Here is a 23,578-nt window from a genome sequence, read left to right as displayed (position 1 = left end):
CCGCGAAACGGGCAACTGAAGGGACGGGGAGAAGGCAGAAAAAACCGTGGAGGCACGAGGGCCTCCACGCGAGCAGAACACACTCAGGACGGACGTGAGCCCGTCGGGAACGGCCATGCAGCAGCCGGATTCAACGATGACTTGATGCCCGGTGTGGCAGCAGTCGACGGCGTGGCAGGCGCGGGAGCAGCCGGCGCAGGCGCCGGGTCGGACGACTTCGAAACCACCTTGGTCGCAGCCGGTGCAGCCACTTTCTTCGCTGCGGGCTTCGCTGCCGGCTTGGCCGCAGCCTTCGCCGGTGCAGCCTTCTTCACTGCGGGCTTTGCCGCCGGCTTGGCCGCAGCCTTCGCCGGTGCAGCCTTCTTCGCCGCGGGCTTTGCCGCCGGCTTGGCCGCAGCCTTTGCCGGTGCAGCCTTCTTCGCTGCGGGCTTTGCCGCCGGCTTGGCCGCAGCCTTCGCCGGTGCAGCCTTCTTCGCCGCGGGCTTTGCCGCCGGCTTGGCCGCAGCCTTTGCCGGTGCAGCCTTCTTCGCTGCGGGCTTTGCCGCCGGCTTGGCCGCAGCCTTCGCCGGTGCAGCCTTCTTCGCCGCGGGCTTTGCCGCCGGCTTGGCCGCAGCCTTGGCCGGTGCAGCCTTCTTCGCTGCGGGCTTTGCCGCCGGCTTGGCCGCAGCCTTTGCCGGTGCAGCCTTCTTCGCTGCGGGCTTTGCCGCCGGCTTGGCCGCAGCCTTCGCCGGTGCAGCCTTCTTCGCCGCGGGCTTTGCCGCCGGCTTGGCCGCAGCCTTTGCCGGTGCAGCCTTCTTCGCTGCGGGCTTTGCCGCCGGCTTGGCCGCAGCCTTCGCCGGTGCAGCCTTCTTCGCCGCGGGCTTTGCCGCCGGCTTGGCCGCAGCCTTTGCCGGTGCAGCCTTCTTCGCCGCGGGCTTTGCCGCCGGCTTGGCCGCAGCCTTCGCCGGTGCAGCCTTCTTCGCCGCGGGCTTTGCCGCCGGCTTGGCTGCAGCCTTCACCGGTGCGGCCTTCTTCGCTGCAGATTTCGCAGCAGCTTTACTCGGGGCACTCGCCTTCTTCGCCCCCTTCTTTGCGTCAGCTTCAGCCATGACTACTCTCCTCTGGATAACAGGAATTGACAGCACCTCAGCCCCTCCGGTGGCGGAAGGTCCGTTCACGACGGTGCGCACCCTGCGCATCGCCAGGAACACTTTTCGGCCCATGCAGATCGCTCCGCATCGGCCTGCGGATCACCGATCCGCAGAACACCCGGACAACACATGTCGTCCGGATGCCCGGTTCATCTTCGTATGCAGCCCGACGCTGCTTACGACATTCAAAAGTACTAATGAAGGCTGGATCGCCCCATACCGTGAATTCCTTCGCGCGTATCGACCCTGGCAATCGCCCGGGAACGCGCAGCAACGGTGATGCAGTGCGCCGCCTTCGCGCGCACGGCGCATGCAGACCTGCATTGACCGACCTCGTGCGGAACGGACACACGCACAGGGTGACGACAGGATGGGAGGGCAGATGAAAGAGCCGATCGCGGTCGACTATTCGGAGTTCGGAACGGGGAAGATGCAAACGACTTCGTCGGGGACAGGCGACCCGAATCGCCGGTCAGCGCGATAACTGACAAGAGGCTTGAAGATTTCGTCACAAGGGACTGATTCATGGGCCGAAAGTATTACATAACCATCAGGTTTTAAAGCAACAATCCACACAAAAGTCCAGATTTTTTTCCGACTTTTGACCCCCGTTTCAGGTGCTTATTTCTTTGGCATTACCGAAAACACTCCGGACCGGCATCCGGAAACCTTTGCCGGTAAAGGGTTACAGCACATCGGCAATTTTTCGCAGAAGCGCTGGCGAGCGATTTCAGGCTGACCTGAAAGTGTTGCTAAGCTGCCATCGATATGCGCCGCTGAACGGTACCCGTAGTGTGCTGCGGCGTCCGGATGACTAGATACAGCGTCTTGCACTCCTCGATTTTCCGACAGTGACCACGCCGTCAATGTGCTCCGCGGATCAGCCGGCGCCGGCGCACAGGGTCCCTGCAGAAGCGAGCGCCCGCCGCATGCAGCATTGCGTGCGCTGCGCCGACGCAGCAGTCCGGCACGCCACCCGTCGACAGCAGTGAGATGACGAGGGACACGAAGCTGTCGGATGCAGTCACGCGTTGGAGATGGTCGATTGCAGCGAACGGGCCGCAGAGGAAGAAATCCGCCTCCCTATTGCCGGTCGCGAGGGGCAGAACGCAGGGGACAAGCGATCAGACGCGTTCCGCCTCGTGCGGCGGCTGTGCCGGACTGGGCCACCAGCCGGACTGCGGCACGACCTGCGGCGTCGGCGTATCGGCCATGTAGTGCGGCGACATGATCTGTACGCCGTACTCGTTGAACACGTCCTGGATGTTGCCGTGCAGCTGGTTCAGCGCTTCGGCACGCCGCGCCGGCGCGCTCTTGTCGATCTGCGCGCACATCCTGTATTCGACATAGAAGTCGGACAGCGCCGTCTGCAGCACATAGGGCTGCGGCGTCTGCGCGACACCCGGCGTGCGCCGCGAGGCCTCGAGCAGCATGGCATGCACCTGTCGCCAGGGTGTGGCGTAGCCGATGGTGACCGTCGTGTGCACGACGAAATGGCCATCGGTCACGAGGCGGGAAAAGTTGCGCACCGGCTGGCTGAACATGACCGCATTCGGAATGCTCACCTCCTCGCCCATGCCGGTGTGTATCCGGGTCGCGAACAGACCGATGTGCATCACCGTGCCTTCGGCGTCGCCAGCCTTTACATATTCGCCCGGACGCAGCGAGCGGGAGTACATCAGGCTGAATCCCGACAGCACCTGACCGACGATGCTGGAAGCACCGAGCGAAAGCATCAGGCCGGCCAGCACCGACACGCCCTTGAATGCTTCGCTGTGCGAACCCGGCAGATACGGATACGCCATCGCCAGGGCGAACAGCCAGATCACCAGATTGCCGAGGCGACGCGTCGGCCCCGCGGTATCGACGTCCAGCCCCGCTACGCGCGCTTCGCCGCGCTCGACCCGTTCGAGCAGTGCGCCGAGCGCCCTGGAGCTGATGCGCGCCAGCAGGAAAATGAGCACTGCGATCACCAGTCCGGGGATTGCTCCGGCGATGGCCCATGCGAATTGCGCGAGCACGTCGAGCAGCCAGGCGGTCGAGCGCTCGCCCCACGGACGGGACCAGGGGAACTGGTGCAGCACGAAACTGAGCCACGCGTCGATCAGGACCACGGCTGCCACCCAGCTCAGTCCGCGCGACACGGCGTTCAGCACGCGGCGGGCGTGCTCGGCATAAGTCGCAAGCAGGTCGCCGGCCGATCGGTCCTGCTGCCATGCCGCGAGACGTCGATCGAGCCGCTCCGCCAGTTTGCGACGCAGCCAGAACACCCCCCTCAGCAGCACCAGGGCGAGCAGCGTGGCACCAGCCGACCAGGCAAGCCCTTCACCGATGCGTCGCGCATCGCCCTTTTCACGCACTTCGAGTACGGCGGCCTGCAGGCGACGCTGCACTTCTTCGCCCGCCGCATCGAACGACAGGCTGGAAGACGGCCCTACATCATCGGCCACCAGATGGAACACCCGTTCGCCATCGAACTTCAGGCTGGCGGTCGTGCCTTCGCGGATCAGCGTGATGGCCGCCGGACCTCCGCCCGCCAGCATGCGCTCCAGCGTCGCCTCGGCCTGCTGCGCGCGCACCGCCGGCACATCGTCGAGCAAAGTGGCGCGAAAGGTCACGATGCGGCGTCGATTCACGAACAGCGTGCCCTCCTCGACGTCGACGCTGCCGCCGCGCGACACCTCGAACAGCGGACGGTCAGGCGCGATGGGCGGGGCAGGCGGCGCATCCGGCACCTGGGAAAACGCGCCGGCAGACCCGGTCGCGGCACAGATCAGAAAGAACAGGCGCAGGCAGCGCAATGCGAAACGGAAGGCGATCACGCACGTCTCCGGATCATGTCGATGGTCGCCAGAATGCTGCATTCCAGGCGAGGCGTCCAATGCCTGGGGCGTCATGTCATGCCTGCTGCGGCGGCAGCCGCTCCGGCCGGGGCACCGGCGTGCATTCCGTCGTCACGGACACGTCGTCGGGTAGGTAGGGGTGCTTCGCCCATGAAGCGTTCGAATCGTGCTGTACAGCCCCACCGACACACTGCGGCTGAGACCACGAAAGACCTGCAAATCGTTGATTCCGAGGATGTCGCCACGACCCTCACCCGACGCGGACGGCTTTGACGGCTCCGGTCAGCGCCCCGGCGCTGTCGCGATCGCTTCCGCCATCTCCTCGCCCATGCGCACGCTGCGCCCGGGCGTCCAGTCGGCACGCGCGCGCAACACGTTCTTCGGGAACAGCATCACCACCGTCGAGCCGAGCAGGAAGCGGCCCATTTCCTCACCGCGCGCGAGCCGGATGTCCTGTTCGTCGTAGCGCCAGTCACGCAGCGTGCCCGGGCGCGGCGGGTTGATCAGGCCGTGCCACACGGTCTGCATGCTGCCAACCGCCATGGCGCCGACCAGCGTCAGCACGAAGGGGCCGAACGCCGAATCGAACAGGCACACGACGCGTTCGTTGCGCGCGAACAGTCCGGGCACACCGGCCACCGTCGCCGGATTGACCGAATACAGCGTGCCCGGCACATGGATCATGCGCCGCAGCCCTCCGTCGCACGGCATGTGGATGCGGTGATAGTCCTTCGGGCTCAGGTAGATCGAAATCGCATCACCGCCCTCGAAGGGCGCAGCCAGCGCCGCGTCGCCGCCCACCAGCGCCTGCGCGCAATAGGCGTGCCCCTTCACCTGCAGGATGGTGGCGTCACGCAGCGTCACGCAGTCGATCACCGCGCCGTCGACCGGGCTCACGAAGGGCGCGTCGGCCAGCGGACGTACGCCGTCGCGCAGCGCGCGGGTGAAAAAATCGTTGAAGCAGGCGTAATGCGTCGGGTCCGGATCGGCGGCCTCGCTCATGTCCACGCCGTACTTGCGGATGAACCACGGGATGATGCCGCGCGTCCATGGCGCGCGCGAGTTGGCGACGAACTCGGCGAACCGGGTCAGCGCCTGCTTGGGCAACACATGCTGCAGCTGGACAAACAGACGATCGTAAAGATCAGAAGACGGCATCGGACAGTCTCGTGAAGGGGCCTTCGCGCGCCCGGGCGCCTTGCGCCATGCGATGCGCAACAGCGTCTGGCGGCCCGCCGCCGCGCGTTCTGCGACGTATGACCGGGTAGTGGCGCGGAGTGGATGGCTCGCCAACGGCGAGCGCCCCGGATTTTCGGTCCCGCATATTAATGGAAGCGTCCGGCGAGGGCACGGCATTGACGAGGCCGGCAGGTGCGTCGTCCCGGCGTAAGGAGCAACTCGCGACGCCGTGGCGCCGCGATATGCATGCCGTGTGCAATGGTCGGTTCGAGTTCAGCCGCCGCTCAGCGCCTGCACGATGATCAATTCGCCGTCGGCGCGCAGCGGCTGAGCGAGGTCGCGTACCTGTTCGCCGTCGAAGAAGATGCGGATGTGACGACGGATGCGGCCCTGCTCGTCAATCATGCGGAAGCGGATACCTGGGTACTGGCACTCGAGCGCGTCGAGCACGTCGGCCACCGTGGCACCGGACGCCTCGGCATGAGCGCTTTCAGTGTAGGCGCGCAGAGCGCTCGGGATCAGCACCTTCATCGGACGATATTCCGTGAAGCGGTCACGGTGCGGGCCGTTCCGCCACCTCGACCGCATAGATGTCGGGCAGGTGCTGCGCAATGCAGGTCCAGTGCGCGCCCTCGTCGGGACTGGCCCACAGTTCGCCGCTGGTGGTGCCGAAATACAGGCCGATCGTGTCCTGGCTGTCGGCCGTCATGGCCTGGCGCTTCACCGTCCACCACGCCTGAGCCTTCGGCAGGCCTGCATCGAGTCGTTGCCAGCTCGCACCGGCATCGCGCGTGACATACACGGCGGGCTGTCCGTCCGGGCTGGTGCGCGGCCACACCGAGGTACCGTCCATCGGAAACACCCAGGCGGTGTCGGCATCGCGTGCATGCACCACCATCGGAAAGCCGATCTCGCCGACCTCGGGCGGCATCGTGTCGCCGATCTTGCGCCAGCGCGTATCCGGCCGGTCGAGCCGGTAGATGCCGCAGTGATTCTGCTGGTACAGACGGTCCGGGTTGGTCGGGCACAGCCGCACGCAGTGCGGGTCGTGGAAGCTGGGTTGCGAGGCATCGAAACCTTCGACCACGTCGAGGCCGTCGATCAGCGGCGCGAAACTGCGGCCACCGTCGAGCGATTCATGCACGCCGCCGCCCGACATTGCGAAATACAGGTGCGCCGGGTCGCGCGGGTCGACGATGATGGAATGCAGCTTGGGCCCGTCGGGCGTGCCGTCCTGCACCGTGCCCATCCAATTCAGGTAGTCCGGATGGTCGTTGATGCAGGAGAACGGTGTCCAGCTGATGCCGCCGTCGTCCGATCTGAACAGGCCCTGGGGGGAGGTGCCCGCGTACCACACGTCCGGTTCGACCGCCGCGCCGGGCGCGAGCCAGAAGGTGTGGTCGACGCTCCGGCCGGCGCCGCCCTTGGCGCGGGCGAAGGCGGGCGGCCGTGCCGCTTCGGTCCAGTTGGCGCCGAAATCGGTCGATCGGAAAATCGTCGGTCCCAGGTGGCCGGTTTTCGCGGCAGCCAGCAGCGTGCGGCCGTCGCGCGGATCGAGCACCACATGACTGATGACGTGACCGAGGAAGTGCGGCCCGTCGGTGCGCCAGCTGCCGCGCGCCGGGTCGCCGTGATAGAACCACGCGCCCTTGCGGGTCGCGACCAGCAGGGTGACCTGACGTGTCGGACCGGACGGCCGAAGCTGGGTGTTTTCGGATGACATGATGTGCTCCTCGTACAGGCGTGACGCCGATGCCGGGTCGACGAACGACGGCTGCCGATTTCGACAGCGTTCCCAGCCTGACCGGATCATCCGCCCGACGGGGCGCGTTCGGGAAGCACGCACGGCACCGGATTGCGCTGCGACCCGCCTCAGGACTTGAACTGCCGGGCGACAAACGCCCACACCATGCGCGACGCATCGGGGCCCTTCGCATCGCCATACGGTTCGCTTGCAGCGCCACCGCTCCACGCATGCGCGAGCCCGGCGATGCCGATCTGCGTGACCACGGTGCGGCCACGCAGCCTGTGATCGGTCACTGTCATCGGGTGCCGCTTGCCGCGCTGCACGGTGCGCGCCGCCACCGCAGACGCGCCGGCGGCTTCGGCCCACAGGCGCGCGGCGGTGTCGCCATTGCCGGGCGCGACCACCGCGTCGCGCCCGCCGTGGATCACCAGCAGCGGTGGCAGATCGACCGCCGATGTCATCGGCGCAGCCGGCAATGCCCCTGCTTGGCGCCGCCCGCGCATGGCGCCGAGCGCGCTCAGCGTCGAATGCGCGCTGCCCGGCGGCACGCCCGAATGCATCACCAGCGCGCGGAATCGTGCCGGGTGCCGCGTGACCAGCAGCGCCGCCATGCTGGCGCCGGCCGACAGACCGGCCACGGCGACCCGTTCGCGATCGGCCGGATAGAGCGTGCAGACCTGATCGATGGCGGCCATGATCAGCGCCACTTCTCCCCATGCGCGGCCGGATTGGGTGTCGAACCAGTTCCAGCAGCCCTGCGCATTGGCCAGCCGTTCCTGCTCCGGATACAGCACCAGAAAGCCCTCGCGCGCCGCGATGCGGTTCATGCGCGTACTGGCAGCGAACCCCTTTGCGTCCTGTCCGCAGCCGTGCAGCATGACAAGCAGCGGCACCCGTTCGCCGGATCGGATGCCGGCCGGACGGTACAACCGGTAGCGACGCGCACCGGCCGGGCCGATCGCCACGCCCGGCAGCCACAGCCCGGCTGCCGTGGCGCCCTTGCCCGGCGCCTTGACCCCGGTGCGTCCGCGTGCGACCGGCTTGACGCGCGCGACCGTCGGCGTGACCGCCTTGAGCGCACGCCGCGTGGCCGGCAATGCGGAGCGCAGCGCCGAGCGCTGCAAGGTCGCCAGACTGCGCGTCATGCTTCGGGTGAAGATCGAGGTCCAGCTGCGTTTGGCCATCCGTTCGGGTCCGTGTACCTGCTTACCATGGGGTGGCCCCGCATTCCGCATATATATAACTATGGAGGCACGGCCATCCATCTGCTTGTACAGCATGTACGCGCAGCCGCACTGGAGCATTTCAGCGGCTCACACCTTTGCCGCGCAACGCGCCATCGGGTCGACCTTCGAGCAGGCCGGTGTCTCCGCCGATATCGTGGTGCGACGCGCGGCCATGTCAATCCGGACGTGATCGTCCGCTTCCGACGCACGCGCTGCCTCCGGCGCGCAGGCAGCGGTTGTTTTCGCTCGATTCCGCCTCATCTATCGCAGCATGGGGCGGGCTGGAACGGATATGCCCTTCGGCCCGTGCGCCCGCTGTCCTTGAAGGAATCGAACCATGCTCATCGTGTGTCCGCACTGCAGCACGACCAACCGCGTCGCGGACGAGCGCCTCGACGACCAACCGGTGTGCGCGCGCTGCAAGCAGCCGCTGCTGGCGGCCGAACCGTACGCGCTGAACGACCAGACCTTCACTCGCTACGTGCAGACGACGGAGTTGCCGGTCGTGGTGGATTTCTGGGCGGACTGGTGCGGTCCGTGCAAGGTCATGGCGCCGCAGTACGCGGCGGCTGCGGCACAGATGCCCCGCGTGCGCTTTGCCAAGGTCGACACCGAAGTGGCGCGAAACACGGCCGCGCAGTTCCAGATCCGCAGCATTCCCACGTTGGTGCTTTTGCGTGGCGGCCAGGAGGTCGCGCGCAGATCCGGTGCGATGAGCGCCGCAGATCTCGTGCGATGGATTCGATCAGTGACCTGACGCAACCGCGCCGAGCATCGAAGCATGTCATTCGTGCCTTGGCAGCCCGGATCGCGGTTCCTTACCCAGTCCAAATCGAGCTTTCCGGCAGCCGGGTGAGCTCCGGAAAAGACCGCACGAAATGACCGCGCAACGCGTCGCCCTTCATTCAGCGACGATCACGCCCTTCGTGCCGGCGTCGAAGTCGGCCCACGTGTCTTCGCCGGTGAGGCGGCGATCGCCCTGGATGGTGAACAGGACCGGGCCGTCGCGGAACACGAGCGCACCGTCGCTGCGCTTCGCCTTCACCCGCTTGCCGTTCACCCACACCCGTTCGCGACGGTCGATGCGCAGCGTGGCGAAGGTCGAGCCATCCGCGGCCCGGGCGACCCATTGTCCGGCGTAGGGCGTGGCTGGCGTGGCCGGGCCGGCGCCCGCGGGCGCCGCGGTGACAAAACCGGCCGCGGCGTTTTCAGCGCGCGTTTTCGTGATGTCGCAGCCTTGCAGTTCCGACATCTGGGTGCAGCCGGAGCGTTCGAGCTGCCGCGCGTACTTCGCGTCGATCGCATGCGCCGGCGCACCGGCCAGCAGGCCGATGGCGGCAACAGACATCCAGCATGACTTCATGGGCTCACCTCGCCGTGCCATCGCAGTGCGGAAGCAGGCGCATGCAGGACGCCCGAGCCCACTCCGACTCGAAGCGGAAGCGTACCAACAAGTGCCGCCGTCCGCTTCGTTCGACCGCACCCGCCGGGTCGGCGCACGACGCGAGCGAAGCGCTCAGGCGTAGGTGTCGATCAGATGCGTGCCGGACGATCCGGCCGGCAAAGGTGTGGGGAGGGCCTGCAGCAGTTGCAGCGCACTGGCGGCCTGGATGTCCAGCGCCTTCTTCAGCACCAGCGTCCCGGCGGCGTCGGCCACCCTTGCCTGCGAGAGCGCCGTGGCGGTACTGGCAATGGCGGATACGTCCATCGGAGAACTCCTTGCGCCGGAACACGGCGTGAAGTCAGGGCTAACGACCGCCGGGCTCATGATCTTGAGGATCGCTTGCCGATGGTTGGGGGAAATGTTGGGCATCGCTGCGCTCACCCCAACCTACGTGTTTGATGCGACGAAGCGATGATTCTCGGGTGGGATGTTGGGCATCGCTGAGCTCACCCCAACCTACGTGCCGGGCCGGGTTTGCCACCTCGCTTCATTCGTAGGTTGGGGTGAGCGCAGCGATGCCCAACACAGGCCGAGGCGCAGGCCGCGTGGCGGAAGTTCGCGCGCCACGCGCCGTACTCGAGACAGCTCCGTTCGGGCTGACCGCCGCCTCAGTACGCGCTGCCATCCTTGCGGCTGAATGCCCACTGACCTTCGATCAGGTCGGCCCGCAGGTCATCGTCCGGGTAGCTTGCCCTGTCACCGCTGCTGCGGTCGCCGATTTCCAGATAGACGACCGCTGCGGCCGTGTCGTTGATCAGGCAGTGGGCGTTGCCGCTGCCGGCCGGGAAACCGGCGCACATGCCGGGTGCCAGGCGCGTGAGTCCTTCGTCGGTGTGCAGCGCCGGCTGCCCTTCGAGCACGTAGATGAATTCGTCCTGCCGGCTGTGCGCATGGCGCAGCGCCGACACCGCACCCGGCTCGAGCCGCGTCAGATTCACGCCGAAGTTGCGCAGGCCGAACGGGTCGCCCAGCGCACGTTTCGTGCGACCGCGCATGCGCGACGCGAACGGTTCCGGATAAAACGATGGCCGGGTTCGGGGCGCTGCGTCTGCGGCAAGAAGGGCAATCGGGCGGGTGGGTTCCGGCATGGTCGAGTCTCGTTGTGGGGTGACGAGGGGTGATTCAGGAGTCCGAAGGCAACGGGTCCCGACGTCCGGGATCCTGAAGGATGGCGCAACTCGCCCTGATCAGTGCAACCGTCCGGTTGCCGACGCGGAACTCGCCGGAGGCGACGCACTGCCGACGGCCGATGCGGTGCGCATGAATGCGGCCGATCAGCCAGTCGTCTGCCGTGCTCGGGCCGAGGTAGTCGATGGAAAGGCCGGCCGTCACCATCCGGGTATCCGCCGGCATCTGCGCGGCGATGAAGCCGACGATGAAAATGTCGGCCAGCGTGGCGATGACGCCGCCGTGCGTGATGCCCATCCGGTTGCAGTCGTCGGCGGTGATACGGGCCATGAAGTGATCCGCGCTCGCCGCGTCGGCGGTGAATACCGTGCGGCCGCCGAAGAACGGCCCGCGCAGCACCCGCGGCGAGAAACCGGCCGGCGCGCTGTTGTCGTCAGATGCGGCAGGCGGCGGCATCGAGTGCGTCCTCCAGCTGATCGTTGCCCCAGTACAGGGCGTCGCCGACGAAAAAGCTCGGCGCGCCGAACAGGCCGCGCTGCGCCGCGCGTTCGGTCTGTTCGCGCAGTGCCTGCTTCGCGTCGGGCGACTGCGCCCGCGCGATCAGCTCGTCGGCAGGAAGACCGAGCGCGTCCAGCACGCGCTGCATCGTTGCGACATCATTCATTTCCGTGTCATGCACGAAATTCAGTTCGAACACGCGGGTGCAGAAGGTCGCGATCCACGGCGCGTCGCCGTGGGCGAGCGCAATGCGCGCCGGCAAGAGGCTGTTGCGCGGGAATTGCGACGGCTTGCGCCAGGGCAGCCCATGGCGCGCGCACTGGCGCTCGAGATCCGTCCACATCCAGGCGAACTTGACCGGCTGCTGCAGGAAGGGCGAACTGTCCCAGCCGGCGGAGCGGAAGATCGGGCCGAGCAGCAGCGGGCGCCACGCGACACGCACGCCGCGCTCGCGGGCCAGTGCTTCGATGCGCAGCGTACTGAGGTAGCTGTAGGGGCTCGCAAAGTCGAACCAGTATTCGACAAACGGATCGTTCATGACGGACCTTTCAGTCGAAAAGCACGAGGCAGCGCGCCTCGATGCTGGCGCGCAGCGGCGCATCAACAGGTGCCGCCGGATCGAGGAAGGCGGCGTGCGGGGTGAATCGTGACACGCCGCTCGCCTGCGAGTCGTATTGCTTGAACACCAGCACTTCATGCTTCGCCATGTTCGAAAAGTAGTACCAGCGATGCTGCGGCGCATGCTTCAGCAGATAGATTTCACCGCTGCGATCGGGATAGCGGATTTCCGCCGCCACCAGATCCTGCACCATCACCGACCGCGCATCGCACATGGCCAGCGGGGCATCGACGACCGGCTCGATCAGCGGCCGCCATACATTCACCACCGCGTAGCGACGGATGCGCGATCGCGCCGCGTCCTCGCGCAGCACGAGGCCGAGCCGCGCCAGACCGCTCGCCTCCGAGTAGTCGTTGTGCACGCGTCCGACGGCCGAAGCCTGCGCGTTCTGCCGGCCGAAGGTGAGGTGCTGTTCGCCAAGGCTGCGCCGGCGCACCTGATGGTCGAAGCACAATGCGCGCGTCGCGCCGGTGGCGTCCCGGGCGATGGCTTCGACTTCCGGGTAGTAGCGCGCGCGGATGCGTTCGTCGTCGTCGAAGCCCGCGTGGCCGGTCGGGGCGTCGCGCAGTTCGAAACCCTGACGGTCGAGCAGGAAGCCCTGCCCGGCCGGGCGGGCGTCGGCGATGTCGACCCGATGTGTGCGATAGCTGCAGTTCTCCCACGGCTCGCCGTCGGGCGGCGGGTACATGTAATTGAACGGCGCGCCGGCGCTGTCGTGCAGGTAGTCCAGCCCACCGGTGGTCCGCCGCGCGTCAAGGCGCGGATCAAGTTCGTCATGCGTGGTCATTTGATTGGCTCCGGTCTTCATTGCACGGCCCCCCACAGCAGGCGCACGGCCCAGGTCGTCAGCAGCGCGATCTGGACCAGCAGGGTCAGGGCGGCGTACAGCAGCGCGGCCAGCAGTGAGGGCGACATGGATGCGGGCTCCTTGAGGACATGGACGGGCGTTGGATCAGGCCTCCATGCTGAGGCCGCGCGGCTTCGCCTTCGAGTGTCCATATCGACATCGATCGGGCTAATATGGACATCATGAAAACAGCCGTACTGATCCTGCCCGGCGTGCTGGACATCAGTCTGGGCATCACGCTCGACGTGATGAACACCGCCAATCGCCTGTGCGTGCTCGCGGACCGGCCACCCCTGTTCGACATCACGCTGGCCGGCAGCGGACGGCGGCGGGAGCGCAGCGGTTCCGGGCTCGAAGTCGGGCCGCTCGCGCGCATGGCCGATCTGCCGCCGCCGGAGCTGCTGCTGCTGCCGGGTGCCAATCGCCCCTCGCGCAGCGAGCTCGAAGGCTGGCTGGCGACCCGCGAAGTCGTGAAGGCGATGGATCGGGCGGGCGGCTGGCTCGGCGCTGGCAGCGAAGTGGCGGCGTCCTGCGTCAGCACCTTTGCGCTGGCGCAGGCCGGCCTGCTCGACGGCCGCGTCGCCACGACGAGCTGGTGGCTGGCGCCGTGGTTCCGCGAGCGCTTTCCGCGCGTCGATCTCGACATGGCGCGCATGGTGGTCCGTGACGGCGCGATCAGCACGGCCGGCGCCGCGCTGGCCCAGGCTGATCTGATGCTGGCAATGGTGGCCCGTCACGGTTCCGACGAACTGGCGCGCCGTTGCGCGCGCTTCCTGATGCTCGATCACCGCGTGTCGCAGAGCCAGTACGCGATCGCCTCGCATCTGGTCTGCCAGACGCCTACGCTGCAGCGCGCCGACCGCTGGCTGCAGACCCACCTCGGCGAACCGGTCACGCTCGCCCTGCTGGCCGAGGCGCTGCACATGACGCCGCGCACGCTGAGCCGGCACTTCGCATCCGCGGTCGGCATGTCGCCGATCCAGTACGTGCAGAAACTGCGCGTCGAGCGCGCGACGCAACTGCTCGAAACCGGCCGCGCGTCGATCGAGTCGGTGGCGGCACAAGTGGGCTATGCGGATGCGTCGATGCTGCGCAAGCTGCTGCGCCGCGAACGCGGCATGACGCCGCATGGAATCCGGCCCCGGTCGCGCCGGGCGTCGGCCGCCAGCGCCGCCGATCCTGACCGCCGTCGTGATGATGGACATGCCCATGCACACGCGACACCGGATGCGCCCTGCGAGCCCGGGACATCGCGCTGACCGGCGCGACCGTGTTCAGGCGGCCGGACGGTAGAGCCTTCGAAACGCATCCGGCGTCATGCCCACGACGCGCTTGAAGAACTTGAGGAAATTGGTGGGCTCGGAAAAGCCCAGCGCCTCACCGATGGCCGTCGTCGTCGCACCGGTATGCACCAGCAGGCGTTGCGCCTCGAGCACCGTGCGGCGATCGATGAATGCCTTCGCCGACACGCCGACGCGCTCGAGGCAGACGCGCGACAGCGTGCTGGGCGACACCCGCAGTCGCCGGGCGATCGCTTCCACCGTCGGCCGGGTGCTGACCGAAGCATCCAGGTCACGCTGCAAGCGCTGGAACAGGCGTTCCTGCGCGGTGCGCGCAGGCGCGGCGATGCGTGCGGCACGGCTCAGCAACACCATCAGGCTCAGGAACAATTCGCGCGCCAGCCGCGCACTGACGTCATCGACGCGATCCCGGTCGAGCTGGCGTTCGAGCACGCGCGTGAGCGCTTCGCCGTCGCGCTGATCCTCGGCGGACAACACGAACGCAGCCGGCCACTCGTCGATCTGCAGCAACTGGAAGGCCGGGTCGGCCAGCGCGCTGGCGGCCAGTTGCGCCAGCCGGGTGTCCACCAGCAGCAGCAGGCCGTGCACATCCGGATGCAGGCGCCACTGCTGCACCTGACCGGGGCGCACGACCACCACGGCGCCCGGCGCCAGGCGCACCGGCTGGAAGTCGATCAGGTGTTCGCAGGTCCCCTCGCTGATCAGCAGAACGATCAGGAAGTCGACGCGCTCCGCTTCGGCCAGCCGATCTGCCGTCACCCGGCTGCGCAGGTCATCGAGGCTGAGCACCTCGACGCCGATTTCCGACAGGCGGGCGTTATCGAAATGGGTATCGCGGACCTGCGCCGTCGTGTTCATGCGTGCACCCAGAATTTTTCCGATACGCGATTTTGACCATAACTTGCCGGATCGCAACCTCGGCGTTTCGCGCGCATCCGGACAGACTGCGTGTTCGATGACAACCCAGCATCTACGCCGATGAAAAGCCCCCGCCTTGCCCATGCCACCGCCGCGGTCGTCGCGGCGATCGTCCTGACCGGCTGCGCCGGACATACCACTTCGAAGGAGAAAATCACCATGACCCCAGACCGCAAGACTCAAGTTGTCGCCCTTCTCAAGGCGATCGAAACCGGTGAATCAGCGCCGGTAGCCGTCATCAATCCGGACCGCTACGTGCAGCACAACCTCGCCGTGGCCGACGGCCTCGCCGGATTCGGCGCCGCACTCGCCGCGCTGCCCGAGGGATCGGCGCGGGTCAACCCGGTGCGGGTGTTCCAGGACGGCGACCACGTATTCACCCACACCGAATACGACTTCTTCGGCCCGAAGATCGGTTTCGACATCTTCCGCTTCGAAAACGGCCGCATCGTCGAGCACTGGGACAACCTGCAGCCGACGCCAGCCGCGCCCAACCCGAGCGGGCGCACGATGATCGACGGCCCGACCGCGATCACCGACCTGGACAGGACCGACGCCAACAAGAAGCTGGTGGCGGCCTTCGTCGACGACGTGCTGGTCAACGGCCGCCTTGATCGCCTGACCGCCTACTTCGACGGTGACCACTACCGCCAGCACAATCCGCAGATCGCCGACGGCCTGAGCGGACTGGGCACGGCGCTCGAAGGCCTGGCCAGGGCGGGCATCACCTTGAAGTACCACACGGTTCACAAGGTGCTGGGCGAGGGCAACTTCGTGCTGACCGTCAGCGAAGGCGAGTTTGCCGGCAAGCCGACCGCGTACTACGACCTGTTCCGGGTGGAGAACGGCCGGATCGCCGAACACTGGGACACGCTGGAAACCATTCCGCCGCGCACCGAGTGGAAGAACGGCAACGGCAAGTTCTGACGCGCGGGCGTCGGCTTTCAGGATGGCGCGGCCGGTCGGAAACGGCGCGCCATCATTCACCGTGGTCGAAATTTTTTACATGCAGACAGCTTCGCGCGACTGTCTTTTCGCAAGCTCTTGAAAATAAAAATCTTCGATCGAAAGGCACGCCTGATGCTTGACACAAATTAACAGTTCGGCACCGACAATCACATGACGGGGGCAATCATGTCGACACGATGGATTTCCAGAATCTTGGCCGCTTTGCTGCTGACCGTCGCGGTGCCCGCTGCCATGGCCCAGGCGCAGCTGACCGTCACCCTCAGCAGTGTATTCGTGCAGTGGCAGGGATCTGCGCCCAGCGGAACGGACCCTGACCCACTGTTTGTCGAGCGGGACCACGGCATCGCCACGGATGCCACGACGCGCGGGCGCAGCGCGCTGGCCGATGGCCGCATGCAGGCCTACTCCAGCTCGTTCAACTACCCCGACGGCACGGTCGCGTCGTACGCCGGCATCACCGTCAGCTTCGAAAACACCGGTACCGCGCCGCTGGTGCTCGCGGCCGGCGACTTGCGCGCAAATCTCGATGTCAGCATGTTGCGCGTTGCGGGTGTCGGGCCCGCGGGCAACGCCGGGAACACCGTCATTGGCGTGCTGGGTGGTCAGTTGCCGGGCGTCGGCGGCGGCGCCGCGCGGCTGGACTATCAGCATTTCGATCGCGACGGCGGGCTGCCGCCCATCATCAACGCGAACGAGACCGAGACCGGAGGTTATGTCGTGGTGCCTGCGATCGATCCCTTCGGTCTGGCCCTGAGCGCCACGTTGAGCGCACCGGCCTTCACCGTGGGCGTGGGCCAGTCATTCCAGGTACAGGCACTGCTGCAGCAGTGGTCCAGCGCCGGGACCAGCGACACCATGAGCTGGTTCGCCGAAACCGACGGCTATTTCGGCAGCCGGGGCCTGCAGCTCTTTCTGGATCTTCCGGCGGGCGTGACCGTGATCAGCCCGGTGCCGCTGACCTGGGTGGCCGCGGCAGTGCCCGAGCCGACAACGCTGTCGCTGATGCTGGCCGGCCTGGCGGTAGTGATGTGCAGGCGCCCGCGCGGCACTGCCTGACGGAGCGACACCTCGCAGCGGGGTGCGCAAGCGCTGAGGTGTCTTGCGAATCACGATATCTTGCTCATTTCTTGAAGCACCACGCTGTTGCGAGGGCGTCTAACCGCACGCGTTGCGTCTGATGTTTCCTGCGGTGGTCTCAGCGATACCCTTCTTCGCGCAGCACGCTGGCTACGACCGGCCGGGCACGCATGCGTTCGTAGTGCGCCCGGCAGTTCGGCGGCAGATCGATGCCGCAATGGCCGGCCCAGAACTCGACGTAGAACAAGGCGGCATCGGCGATGCAGAAGTCACCCGCCAACTCGCGCAGGCGCGGCAGTTGAGTGTCGACGATGGCGAAGCCCTGTTCGACGATCTCCCGCCCGCGCGCCTGCACCGCCTCGTGCTGCGCGCGGTCGGTGGCGAACTTGTCGGGGGCGAAGATGCGCGCAAAGCCCTGGCCGTGCAGTGTGCCGACGACATAGTCCATCACTTCGAGCACACGGGTTTCGCCTTCCGCGTCGGTGGGCAGCAAATTCGCCCTCGGGTGGGTGCGCGCCAGCCACCAGGCGATGGACTGGAACTCGGTCAGCGCGCTGCCATCGTCGCGCACCAGTGTCGGGATCGTGGACTTCGGATTGATTGCGACATAACCCGGCGCGAGATGGTCGCCCGCCGGAATACTGACGATCCAGGCCTCGAAAGGCAGTTCCAGCGTCTCGAGCAGGATGTGGATGCCGGTCGTGCACGAGCCGGGGGTCATGTAGAACTTCATGGGGCGATGCCGAGGAATGACGGATAGCGGCATGGAAGCAAGAAGCGCGCAACGCGAGGCGCATTGCGGGTGGCGGGTGGCGGGTGGCGGGTGGCACCAGAGGTTCTGCTCGCGCGGTGGCCCGTCAGTCGGGCAGGACGCCGTCGATGCATCGGGCGGGTCTGACCCGGCTCTCCCTTCTACGGGAGCAGGTCAATCGGCGTTCCGTTCCCGACGATCTGCCAGACGACGTCCATGTCCTCGTTGCGCAAGCCGATGCAGCCATCGGTCCAGTCGAAACGCTGGGTCAGCGGCGCCAACCAGCCAAAGCCATTGCGCTGCCCGTGGATCATGATCAGGCCGCCGGGCGAAACGCCTGCCGCCTTCGCCCGCGCGACATCACGCGCCTCGGGATAGGAAATGTGCAGCGCCTTGTAATAGGCGCTGTCCGGCTTGCGGTAATCGAGTGTGTAACGACCTTCCGGTGTCCGCTGATCGCCTTCCTGCTGCTTGTGCCCGAGCGGGCGGCCGCCCAGCGCGATGCCGAACTCGTGCAGCACGGTGTCACCGGCGAGAATCTGGAGCTTTCTTTCGCTCTTCAGTACGCGAACCCTGTCGGCCTGCGCGAACGCGCACGGGGTCGAAAGTGCAAGCAGCAGGCAGAACAGGCGTCGCATCGTGAATCGGTAGCGGTGGCTTTGCGCAATCTTGACTGCGTCCAGTGCGGACTTGAGCGATGGGATGGTGGAGTGAATTGCCTTCACCTTCGGGATAGGGTCCTGGCCGGGCCGGGGATCCGAGCAGCGGTTCTGAGTGTGCTGCTGCAGCGCGCTGCGAACTACCTGCGGCCGGCCAGCGCCTTGTCCAGCACCCCGGTGAAAACGTCGAAATTCTCGATCTGCGGCATGTGACCCAGATCCGGCAGCTCGTACAGGACGGCGCCGGGAATCAGCGCGGCGGCCGTCTTGCCGAGCCGGTCATAGCGCCCGGGTTCGTAATCGACGCCGGCTCTCATCCAGCCTCGACCGGGGCCGGTACGATCCCGCGTTCCGATGATCAGGCTGACCGGCACCGACAGGTCACCGAATTCGGTCACGACCGGCTGGGTGAAGATCATGTCGTAGGTCAGCGCATTGACCCACGCCACCTGCGCCTTGTCCGGCCCCTGCAGCTGGCCGACGAGAAAGCGGGTCAGCGCCTCGTAGCGTTCATTCCACTGGCCGGCGTAGTAATTGTCGCGCTGATACTTGGCGATGCCCGCGGCCGTCTGTGCCTGCTCCGCCTTGTAGAAGAAGTCGGTGTCCTTGTACTCGGCATACTTCAGGTAGTTTTCCAGACCGATCGGGTTCACCAGCACCAGTTGCTGCACCGCCTGCGGAAACATCAACGCGAAGCGACTGGCCAGCATGCCGCCCATCGAATGCCCGATGACGACCGATCTTTCGATGCCGAGCGACTTCATCAGCGCGCGCGTGTGGCTCGCCAACACGGGGAACGAATACTGGTACTGCATCGGCTTGGACGATTTGCCGAACCCGATCTGGTCGGGCATCAGCACGCCATAGCCCTGCTTCTGCAGATGGCGGGCGGTGGACGCCCAGTAATCGGCGTTGAAATTCTTGCCGTGCAACAGCGTGACCACCGGCTTGCCGCCCTCGCCCGGAAGAAAGATGTACGCCATTTCCAGCGACTGGCCCTGCGACACGATCGGGAAGAACTTCACGTCGTACGCGTATGCGTAACCGGTCAGCCGGGCATCGTAGGACAGCTTCGAGAGGTCTTTAACCGCAGAGTCTTCCGCCGCACGCGCAGGAAGACAGAGCGGCAGCAGCACCGCACACAGCAGGACACTCAGACGTAGCAGGGACACGGCACTCTCCGGATGGGCAGGCAGACACACGGTCGACGCGGGAGCGCCGACGCGATTCCGAGGCAGGGTACATGTTTCGCGCCACGGGGCCGCGCTCGTATCGTACCGGTGCGCTCGAAGGGAACAGCTTCGCTCGTCACCCGCGATATCTCGCGCCACGCGCCTGATGTTGGGCATCGCTGCGCTCAACCCAAGCTACGCGTCCTGCACGCTTCTGTTCGGGCTCATGTTGGGCATCGCTGCGCTCACCCCAACCTACGGGCTGGATCCGCAAGCAGTCTTGACGGATGTTGCCAAGCCTTCTAGTTTTGGGGTTATCAGCACGATGAACATTTCTCTGCCGGACACGCTGAAATCCTTCGTGGACGAACAGGTGAGCCAATCAGGACCTATCCGCATGGGCGGGCGATAGGGTGAAAAGGGGCAGGGGGTTACCGAGTGCCCGATCTGGAGCGGTGGCCCGTGAGCAGGAAAGGTACGGAAAGCGCAAAGAGCATCCAGGGACTGGGCTCGGGAATTGGCGTTACAAATATGTTGGGCGGGATTGAAATCGGAATCTGCATCCCTTCGTGGATTGCCCAGATCGAGAAAGTGGTGCCGTTCGCCCAGGAGCCCTTCAGCACGCCATCTTCGTAGCTGACATTGTTCCCAACAATGTCAGCCCTGGAGTCGGCACCGTGAAAGACGAGCCAACCCAAGCTGTCAGCATTGGTAAGCCGAACGACACTACGGTCGTGCAAGTGAATCCAACTGATCTCGCCACCATTGATCACAGCCGAAGCATTGTCATGAAGTGTGAGGAAGCTGACCTTGCCATCAGTGACAAGCAGGCGGGATTGCTCGTAGGCATCCAGGAAGGCCACATCGGCTCCGTCAACCACCTCAGCGAAGTCGGAGAGCCGAAGTCGGACGTCAGGGATCGGTGCATCGATCACAATGGCATTCGACGCTTCGCCTGTTCCATATAGAGCAAGGAAGGAGAGGAAGGCGGCGAAAAAACGATGCATGGGAAAGATCCGCGTCGAAATGAGATCAGCATTTTGCCGGCGAATTATGACAAATAACCTTATTTCGGCGTTACGTCAGGCATCTCAAGCAATCGTCCCGCACTGGAAAATGAGGTCTGACCTTGAGGTTTCCCACGGGCTCGATCTGCCGGGTCTGCGTACCTGGCCACTGACGAACTGACCACATTTCATGTTCTACATCGAGCGCCCTGACCCTATCGACGTCTGGCGCGTGTTGCAGGGTCAGCGCGACATCCCCGCCTGGATTCAGGAGCCCGGCAAGGCTGTCTGAAAGCGCAACCCGCGCGCAGCGACGAAGCCACAGCGCTCAATCCGCGTAACCGCCCTCGCGCTGGTGTCTGACCGCCAGCACGATCGCCATGTCGCGGCCCGCGTCATAGTCATACAGGGCCACGTAACCCGTCCGGCCGTGCGAAATCACCAACTCGCGCAGACCATGTTCGACCTTGCGGCCGATCAACGGATGCTGGCGCAACAGCGCGAGACCTGACTGCAGCAGGGGCAGCGTTTCTGCAGCCGTCGCGGGAGCGTCCGCTTGCATGAGAAATTCGGTCAGCCGTTCCAGATCGGCCAGCGCGCGCGGCGCCAGAACCAGACGTCTGCTCAATGCAGGTCGGTGCTCAGATCGCCGACGGGTCTGGCTTTCGGGCGGCCTTTCTGTCGGCGCGCGCCTTCAGGTAATCGAACACTTCGTCGGCATCCACCACCAGACCGTAACGCGCGACCTCTTCCCGCGCCAGCAGCGCATCGGCTACGAAAGCACTACGACGTTCGGCCAACTCAGTCTGCAGTTCCAGCGCCTCGACCATGAAGGCATGCGCGGTCTTGCCTGACTGCTGCGCCGCCGAGGCGATGCGCACCTTGAGTTCGTCGGACAGCTTGAGCGTTGTGGTGCTCGCCATTGTCGGTACTCCCGAAAGAGGTGACACCATGGTAGCACTAACGCACCAGCGACAGCGCGAGCCGACGGACATGTCGCTACATCCACGCTTCCTGATGGTCGCCCTTGTTTGCAACGGATTCAGCGCCTAAGATGACCATGGTTTCGTGACTATGCTCAGAAGAGGCCTGATATGAGTACCGAAGTGTCCAAATCGCAGTTCAAGGCGCGCGCACTCGAATACTTCCGCGACGTGGAACGCAGCGGCGAACCCCTCATCGTGACCGACCGCGGCGAACCGCGGCTGGAAGTGCGCCGCTTCACACCGCAGGAGCGCTCGCCGCTGGACATCCTGCGCGGCTCGGTACTGCGTTACGACCGGCCGACCGAACCGGTGGGCGAGGACGACTGGGACGCCGCGCGATGATCGTGCTCGATACCCACGCGCTACTGTGGTGGGCCAACGGCGAACGCGCACAATTGTCCGCCGCCGCGGCATCAGCCATCGACGCCGAAATGGACGGCGGCCAGATCCTCGTTTCAAGCATCTCGGCCTGGGAACTGGCCATGCTGGTCGAGCGCGGGCGTGTCGCGCTGTCGATGGACATCGAATCCTGGCTCGACACCCTCAGCCGGATCGACGCGGTACAGATCGTGCCAGTGGACAGCGAAATCGCGGTCAAGAGCGTGCAACTGCCGGGGGACTTCCACAAGGACCCGGCCGACCGCATCATCGTCGCCACCGCGCGCAAGTTCGCCGCACCACTGGTCAGCGCCGACGAAAAGATCAGGGCCTACCCGCATGTGCGGGCGATCTGGTGACACGGGGTGAGGGGTAGCGGGCGCCTGACCTTGAGCGGCAAACCAAGGGGCTGTGATGAAGCTGGCGATCTGAACCCCATCAATCCCAACTCAACGCCCCACCCGTCTGATACTCAATCACCCGGGTCTCGAAGAAATTCCTTTCCTTCTTCAGATCAATCATTTCACTCATCCAAGGGAACGGGTTTTCCGCCCCCGGATACAGCACGTCGAGCCCGATCTGCTGCGCCCGGCGGTTGGCGATGAAGCGGAGGTATTCCTTGAACATGGCTGAATTCAGGCCGAGCACGCCACGCGGCATGGTGTCTTCGGCGTAGCGGTATTCGAGCTCGACGGCCTTGCGGAACAGGGTCTTGAGCTCTTCGCGGAATTCGACGGTCCAGAGGTGCGGGTTTTCGAGCTTGATCTGGTTGATCAGGTCGATGCCGAAATTGCAGTGCATGGACTCGTCGCGCAGGATGTACTGGTACTGCTCGGCAGCACCGGTCATCTTGTTCTGACGGCCCAGGGCGAGGATCTGCACGAAGCCGACGTAGAAGAACAGGCCTTCCATCAGACAGGCGAACACGATCAGGCTTTTCAGCAGCTGTTGGTCGGTTTCGGGCGTGCCGGTCTTGAACATCGGGTTGGTCAGCACGTCGATGAACGGGATCAGGAACTCGTCCTTGTCGCGGATCGACTGCACTTCGTGATAGGCGTTGAACACTTCGCCTTCGTCCAGGCCGAGCGACTCGACGATGTACTGGTAGGCGTGCGTGTGGATGGCCTCTTCGAAGGCCTGGCGCAGCAGGTACTGGCGGCACTCGGGCGCCGTGATGTGGCGGTAGGTGCCGAGCACGATGTTGTTGGCGGCCAGCGAATCGGCGGTGACGAAGAAGCCGAGGTTGCGCTTGATGAGGCGGCGCTCGTCGTCGGTCAGGCCGTTGGGCGTCTTCCACAGCTCGATGTCGCGCTGCATGTTCACTTCCTGCGGCATCCAGTGGTTGGCGCAGCCGGACAGGTATTTGTCCCACGCCCACTTGTACTTGAACGGCACGAGCTGGTTCACGTCGGTGCCGCCGTTGATGACGCGCTTGTCTTCGGCGCGGATGCGGCGCATCCGGGTGGATTCGGTCGAGGCCGGCGCGGGGGCGCGCGGCGCGATCGGCAGTTCGGCGATCGGGGCCGTGATCGGAAGGGGGTCCGCATACATATCGCGGCGGGCCGCCGCTCCCACAGGGGCTGCGCCGGCGCGCGTGGCGAAGCCGGCAGCCGGCTCGGCGGTGGCGGTGCGCAGGCCGAGGCCGGGTTGCGGGGTGTTCACGGGCAGGTCGTCTTCAAAACTCAGCATGGGTGTTCTC

The 23,578-nt window shown here is 65.7% G+C and carries 28 protein-coding genes; 8 read left to right on the top strand and 20 right to left on the bottom strand.

Going from position 1 to position 23,578, the window contains the following annotated elements:
- The first annotated feature begins 495 nt into the window (after positions 1-495).
- Positions 496-1,410 (top strand): hypothetical protein, encoded by a 915-nt coding sequence (locus NMQ16_RS05790; protein WP_257079561.1) that lies wholly within the window; start codon positions 496-498, stop codon positions 1,408-1,410.
- A gap of 844 nt (positions 1,411-2,254) precedes the next feature.
- On the opposite strand, the gene NMQ16_RS05785 is transcribed toward NMQ16_RS05790, so the two are convergent.
- From NMQ16_RS05785 to NMQ16_RS05765, 5 genes are all read right to left on the bottom strand, one after another.
- A complete protein-coding gene (locus tag NMQ16_RS05785) occupies positions 2,255-3,952 on the bottom strand; it encodes a mechanosensitive ion channel family protein (protein WP_257079560.1) in 1,698 nt (565 codons plus the stop codon).
- Between the two features lie 303 nt (positions 3,953-4,255).
- Positions 4,256-5,131 (bottom strand): archaetidylserine decarboxylase, encoded by an 876-nt coding sequence (gene asd, locus NMQ16_RS05780; RefSeq protein WP_257079559.1) that lies wholly within the window; start codon positions 5,129-5,131, stop codon positions 4,256-4,258.
- A gap of 294 nt (positions 5,132-5,425) precedes the next feature.
- Positions 5,426-5,683 (bottom strand): MoaD/ThiS family protein, encoded by a 258-nt coding sequence (locus tag NMQ16_RS05775; RefSeq protein WP_257079558.1) that lies wholly within the window; start codon positions 5,681-5,683, stop codon positions 5,426-5,428.
- Between the two features lie 22 nt (positions 5,684-5,705).
- On the bottom strand, positions 5,706-6,875 hold the full coding sequence (locus tag NMQ16_RS05770) for a glycosyl hydrolase (protein ID WP_257079557.1): 1,170 nt from the start codon (positions 6,873-6,875) through the stop codon (positions 5,706-5,708).
- Between the two features lie 149 nt (positions 6,876-7,024).
- Positions 7,025-8,083: a PHB depolymerase family esterase gene (locus NMQ16_RS05765; RefSeq protein ID WP_257079556.1), complete on the bottom strand. Its 1,059-nt coding sequence runs from the start codon at positions 8,081-8,083 to the stop codon at positions 7,025-7,027.
- A 379-nt stretch (positions 8,084-8,462) separates the two neighbouring features.
- On the opposite strand from NMQ16_RS05765, the gene trxC reads away from it, so the two are divergent.
- Positions 8,463-8,882 (top strand): thioredoxin TrxC, encoded by a 420-nt coding sequence (gene trxC / locus NMQ16_RS05760; protein ID WP_257079555.1) that lies wholly within the window; start codon positions 8,463-8,465, stop codon positions 8,880-8,882.
- Between the two features lie 144 nt (positions 8,883-9,026).
- Here the strand turns inward: trxC and NMQ16_RS05755 are convergent, their stop codons facing one another.
- The 6 genes from NMQ16_RS05755 to NMQ16_RS05730 form a co-directional block, all read right to left on the bottom strand.
- Positions 9,027-9,488, bottom strand: coding sequence for a hypothetical protein (locus NMQ16_RS05755; RefSeq protein WP_257079554.1), 462 nt, complete (start codon positions 9,486-9,488; stop codon positions 9,027-9,029).
- A 153-nt stretch (positions 9,489-9,641) separates the two neighbouring features.
- Complete coding sequence (locus tag NMQ16_RS05750; RefSeq protein WP_257079553.1) at positions 9,642-9,833, bottom strand: YjfB family protein; 192 nt, start codon at positions 9,831-9,833, stop codon at positions 9,642-9,644.
- Between the two features lie 344 nt (positions 9,834-10,177).
- Entirely contained in the window at positions 10,178-10,657 is a 480-nt protein-coding gene (locus NMQ16_RS05745; protein WP_257079552.1) for a cupin domain-containing protein, read from the bottom strand.
- Between the two features lie 34 nt (positions 10,658-10,691).
- Positions 10,692-11,153 carry a PaaI family thioesterase gene (locus NMQ16_RS05740; protein WP_257079551.1) on the bottom strand — a complete coding sequence of 154 codons (462 nt, stop codon included), beginning with the start codon at positions 11,151-11,153 and terminating at the stop codon, positions 10,692-10,694.
- Positions 11,131-11,733, bottom strand: a complete 603-nt coding sequence (locus NMQ16_RS05735; protein WP_257079550.1) for a 2-hydroxychromene-2-carboxylate isomerase — start codon at positions 11,731-11,733, stop codon at positions 11,131-11,133. Before NMQ16_RS05735 ends, NMQ16_RS05740 begins: the two co-directional genes overlap by 23 nt.
- A gap of 10 nt (positions 11,734-11,743) precedes the next feature.
- Positions 11,744-12,601: a CmcJ/NvfI family oxidoreductase gene (locus NMQ16_RS05730; protein ID WP_257079549.1), complete on the bottom strand. Its 858-nt coding sequence runs from the start codon at positions 12,599-12,601 to the stop codon at positions 11,744-11,746.
- Positions 12,602-12,843: 242 nt separating this feature from the next.
- On the opposite strand from NMQ16_RS05730, the gene NMQ16_RS05725 reads away from it, so the two are divergent.
- Positions 12,844-13,920, top strand: coding sequence for a GlxA family transcriptional regulator (locus NMQ16_RS05725; RefSeq protein WP_257079548.1), 1,077 nt, complete (start codon positions 12,844-12,846; stop codon positions 13,918-13,920).
- Positions 13,921-13,935: 15 nt separating this feature from the next.
- Here NMQ16_RS05725 and NMQ16_RS05720 read toward each other — a convergent pair whose 3' ends face one another.
- Both NMQ16_RS05720 and NMQ16_RS05715 read right to left on the bottom strand, forming a co-directional pair.
- Positions 13,936-14,820: an AraC family transcriptional regulator gene (locus NMQ16_RS05720; protein WP_257079547.1), complete on the bottom strand. Its 885-nt coding sequence runs from the start codon at positions 14,818-14,820 to the stop codon at positions 13,936-13,938.
- Entirely contained in the window at positions 14,817-15,041 is a 225-nt protein-coding gene (locus tag NMQ16_RS05715; RefSeq protein WP_257079546.1) for a hypothetical protein, read from the bottom strand. The genes NMQ16_RS05720 and NMQ16_RS05715 overlap by 4 nt, the downstream gene beginning before the upstream one ends.
- Between NMQ16_RS05715 and NMQ16_RS05710 the strand changes: the two genes are divergently transcribed.
- A complete protein-coding gene (locus NMQ16_RS05710; protein WP_257079545.1) occupies positions 15,040-15,807 on the top strand; it encodes a nuclear transport factor 2 family protein in 768 nt (255 codons plus the stop codon). The two genes, NMQ16_RS05715 and NMQ16_RS05710, sit on opposite strands and share 2 nt — an antisense overlap.
- Before the next feature lie 192 nt (positions 15,808-15,999).
- Positions 16,000-16,905 carry a PEP-CTERM sorting domain-containing protein gene (locus NMQ16_RS05705; RefSeq protein ID WP_257079544.1) on the top strand — a complete coding sequence of 302 codons (906 nt, stop codon included), beginning with the start codon at positions 16,000-16,002 and terminating at the stop codon, positions 16,903-16,905.
- Positions 16,906-17,044: 139 nt separating this feature from the next.
- Here NMQ16_RS05705 and NMQ16_RS05700 read toward each other — a convergent pair whose 3' ends face one another.
- The 3 genes from NMQ16_RS05700 to NMQ16_RS05690 form a co-directional block, all read right to left on the bottom strand.
- Positions 17,045-17,659, bottom strand: coding sequence for a glutathione S-transferase family protein (locus tag NMQ16_RS05700; protein ID WP_257079543.1), 615 nt, complete (start codon positions 17,657-17,659; stop codon positions 17,045-17,047).
- A 179-nt stretch (positions 17,660-17,838) separates the two neighbouring features.
- Positions 17,839-18,402: a L,D-transpeptidase family protein gene (locus NMQ16_RS05695; protein ID WP_257079542.1), complete on the bottom strand. Its 564-nt coding sequence runs from the start codon at positions 18,400-18,402 to the stop codon at positions 17,839-17,841.
- Between the two features lie 74 nt (positions 18,403-18,476).
- The gene (locus NMQ16_RS05690; protein WP_257079541.1) at positions 18,477-19,508 is read right to left on the bottom strand and encodes an alpha/beta hydrolase; all 1,032 of its coding nucleotides are present in this window, start codon (positions 19,506-19,508) and stop codon (positions 18,477-18,479) included.
- Positions 19,509-19,674: 166 nt separating this feature from the next.
- Between NMQ16_RS05690 and NMQ16_RS05685 the strand changes: the two genes are divergently transcribed.
- Complete coding sequence (locus NMQ16_RS05685) at positions 19,675-19,920, top strand: hypothetical protein (RefSeq protein ID WP_257079540.1); 246 nt, start codon at positions 19,675-19,677, stop codon at positions 19,918-19,920.
- A 19-nt stretch (positions 19,921-19,939) separates the two neighbouring features.
- On the opposite strand, the gene NMQ16_RS05680 is transcribed toward NMQ16_RS05685, so the two are convergent.
- The 3 genes from NMQ16_RS05680 to NMQ16_RS05670 form a co-directional block, all read right to left on the bottom strand.
- Entirely contained in the window at positions 19,940-20,515 is a 576-nt protein-coding gene (locus NMQ16_RS05680; RefSeq protein ID WP_257079539.1) for a hypothetical protein, read from the bottom strand.
- 328 nt (positions 20,516-20,843) lie between these two features.
- Positions 20,844-21,143, bottom strand: a complete 300-nt coding sequence (locus tag NMQ16_RS05675; RefSeq protein WP_257079538.1) for a type II toxin-antitoxin system RelE/ParE family toxin — start codon at positions 21,141-21,143, stop codon at positions 20,844-20,846.
- A gap of 13 nt (positions 21,144-21,156) precedes the next feature.
- Positions 21,157-21,438: a CopG family ribbon-helix-helix protein gene (locus NMQ16_RS05670; RefSeq protein WP_257079537.1), complete on the bottom strand. Its 282-nt coding sequence runs from the start codon at positions 21,436-21,438 to the stop codon at positions 21,157-21,159.
- Positions 21,439-21,609: 171 nt separating this feature from the next.
- Between NMQ16_RS05670 and NMQ16_RS05665 the strand changes: the two genes are divergently transcribed.
- Positions 21,610-21,843, top strand: coding sequence for a type II toxin-antitoxin system Phd/YefM family antitoxin (locus NMQ16_RS05665; protein WP_257079536.1), 234 nt, complete (start codon positions 21,610-21,612; stop codon positions 21,841-21,843).
- Positions 21,840-22,238 (top strand): type II toxin-antitoxin system VapC family toxin, encoded by a 399-nt coding sequence (locus NMQ16_RS05660; protein ID WP_257079535.1) that lies wholly within the window; start codon positions 21,840-21,842, stop codon positions 22,236-22,238. Before NMQ16_RS05665 ends, NMQ16_RS05660 begins: the two co-directional genes overlap by 4 nt.
- 79 nt (positions 22,239-22,317) lie before the next feature.
- Here the strand turns inward: NMQ16_RS05660 and NMQ16_RS05655 are convergent, their stop codons facing one another.
- On the bottom strand, positions 22,318-23,568 hold the full coding sequence (locus NMQ16_RS05655) for a ribonucleotide-diphosphate reductase subunit beta (RefSeq protein WP_373566760.1): 1,251 nt from the start codon (positions 23,566-23,568) through the stop codon (positions 22,318-22,320).
- Positions 23,569-23,578: the final 10 nt, after the last annotated feature.

The sequence above is a fragment of the Methyloversatilis sp. XJ19-49 genome (assembly GCF_024580145.1).
Classification (GTDB): Bacteria; Pseudomonadota; Gammaproteobacteria; order Burkholderiales; family Rhodocyclaceae; genus Methyloversatilis.
The sequence above is the reverse complement of the archived record's forward strand: the minus strand, read 5'-3'. Positions and strand labels throughout refer to the sequence as shown.